We start from the raw sequence: 2,399 nt of genomic DNA on the forward strand, positions 1-2,399 counted from the left end.
GCGCGACCTGAACTGGTCGTTTAGTCCGAGGAGCCCACTCCTCTAAGGGTTTCACACCCCTTACCCTCACGGAAAAGGCTCAATAATGAGTCCGGTCACGCTCAAGTAGGCAACGAAACAAGCGGAATGCAGACCCCGAAAGTAGCCGTAACTGACAGCCTAAGTTGGTTATAGAGCAAGAGGGAGTTATTCTATGATGAACATCAGTGAACTGTTGATTAAACTGCGTTATTTTCCAAGGAGCCAAATAAGGCTGATAGGCTCCGACCAAAAGGTAAATAGGTAGATTCGGCGTTGTGCAATCGCCAAATCGTGTGAATAAAATCCCTATCGCAGAATAGACAGCATCTAAGGAATAACAGACAACTAAACGGCACAACAGGGTAAACCCTACAGAGTCTAGAAGTGGTCGAATACTTCTAGTAAGTCCGAGGTAACAACGACTGAATTCTCTGGAGGGTAGAGGATGGATGAAAAAGCAAATGCTAACTTGTAATGAGTTAGATAGGGGTTCCAAATTTGCCTCTGACCGAAAGGAAAGCCGACTTTATCTGGGTCTTATACGAAAAACTAAATGTTATCGAAACTTAATCCGAGGACAAGTTAGATGGTGATAGCAATATCAACAAACGGAACAAGGAGACAACTAGAGGACTGGAGCCACATTCAATGGCGTAAAGCCCACAAGCTTGTTAAGAATCTACGACAAAGAATTTTTCGTGCTAGAAAACTTGGTAACTTCAGGACTCTTCGGAATCTTCAGAAGTTAATGCAACGAAGCTACGCAAACTTATTACTATCTGTTCGACGTATCACTCAGACCAACAAAGGTAAAGCAACGGCAGGAATTGATAATGAGATTATCAACACCCCAGCGCAACGAGTGAACCTGGTAAATAATTGGAAGGGGGGAAACCTCAAGCCAACCAGACGGGTGGAGATACCAAAGCCCAATGGAAAGAAACGACCGCTCGGAATCCCAACCGTGCGCGACAGAATCGAACAAGCAATAATTAAGAATTCACTAGAACCCGAATGGGAATCCGTGTTTGAACCCAATTCCTATGGATTTAGACCTGGCAGAAGTTGTCAAGATGCTATCGCCCAAAACTTTATCAGGTTGAAAGGTGGTAAAGACACTTGGGTTCTAGAAGCCGACATTCGAGGATTCTTCGATAATATTGCCCATGAATCTATCCTATCCATGATTAGTAACTTTCCTAAGAGAGAACTAATTAAAGGATGGTTAAAAGCTGGATTTGTTTCCAATGGTAAATACAATCCAACGGAAACAGGAACTCCACAAGGTGGTGTTATCTCACCCTTATTAGCCAATATTGGACTCCACGGATTAGAGCAAATGATCAAGTCCATACTTCCTCATTATGCGAAGAGAAAGGGAACTCAAACTGTACAATTTGGGGTAATCAGATATGCTGATGACTTCATCGTCACAGCTAGAGATAAAGAAAGTCTTGAAAATGTTCAAATCCAGATTCAGCAATGGTTGTTAGAAAGAGGGCTTGAACTAAGCGCGGAGAAGACATTAATAACGTCAATGGAAAAAGGCTTTGATTTCTTAGGTTTTAACCACCGTCATTATAATGACAAGCTATTAACCAAACCCTCCAGGAAGAAAGTCCTAGATTTTTGTAAACGGATAGGGGATGAGATAAAAGCTTTAAATGGCTCAAAACAGGAAGATGTAATCAGCAAACTAAATCCAATTCTCCGAGGTTTTGCTAACTACTACAAAGGAGGAGTTAGCAAAGTAACCTTCAACTATATCTCTCACAGGGTATGGCAATACCTTTGGCGTTGGGCAAAACGTAGACACCCCAACAAAGGCACAAATTGGGTTAAAGACAAATACTTCAAAACTATAAATGGTAATAAATGGGTATTCGCCTGTGAATTAGGCGAACGTGAAAATAAAGACCAGAAGTTTAACTACTGCCTTTATTCTATAGCATCAACACCTATTGAACGCCATGTAAAGGTTAATGGAGGAGCAAGTCCCGACGACCAAACACTTAAAGAGTATTGGGACAAAAGAAACCAAAAATTAGGCAAATCCTACTGGGCAAAAGGTAGCAAAAACTATCTCATAGCACAAAATCAAAAATGGAAATGTCCAATCTGTGGTCAACCACTACTCAACGGTGAGGAACTCGAAACCCATCACATAGTACCTGTTGCTAAAGGCGGCTTAAACGACATAAGTAATCTTCAGCACTTACACTCACCGTGTCACAAACAGGTACATTCAAAACCCAAGTCAACTAGCTTGAAGTAAGGCTTGAGCCGTGTGAGTGCGAAAGTCTCATGCACGGTTCTTAGGGGAGGGGAGAGTGGCGACGCTTGAACCTTACCCGACACCCTTCATCGGGCTGCAAAGA

Annotated in this window: 1 protein-coding gene; it reads left to right on the top strand. The window is 42.3% G+C overall.

What is annotated here, in order from left to right; all coding sequences use genetic code 11:
• Nucleotides 1-607: 607 nt before the first annotated feature.
• Nucleotides 608-2,296 (top strand): group II intron reverse transcriptase/maturase, encoded by a 1,689-nt coding sequence (ltrA, locus tag QUB35_RS38800; RefSeq protein WP_333148372.1) that lies wholly within the window; start codon nt 608-610, stop codon nt 2,294-2,296.
• Nucleotides 2,297-2,399: the final 103 nt, after the last annotated feature.

It is taken from the genome of Microcoleus sp. B13-B6, assembly GCF_036705405.1.
In the GTDB taxonomy this organism is placed as follows: Bacteria; Cyanobacteriota; Cyanobacteriia; order Cyanobacteriales; family Microcoleaceae; genus Microcoleus.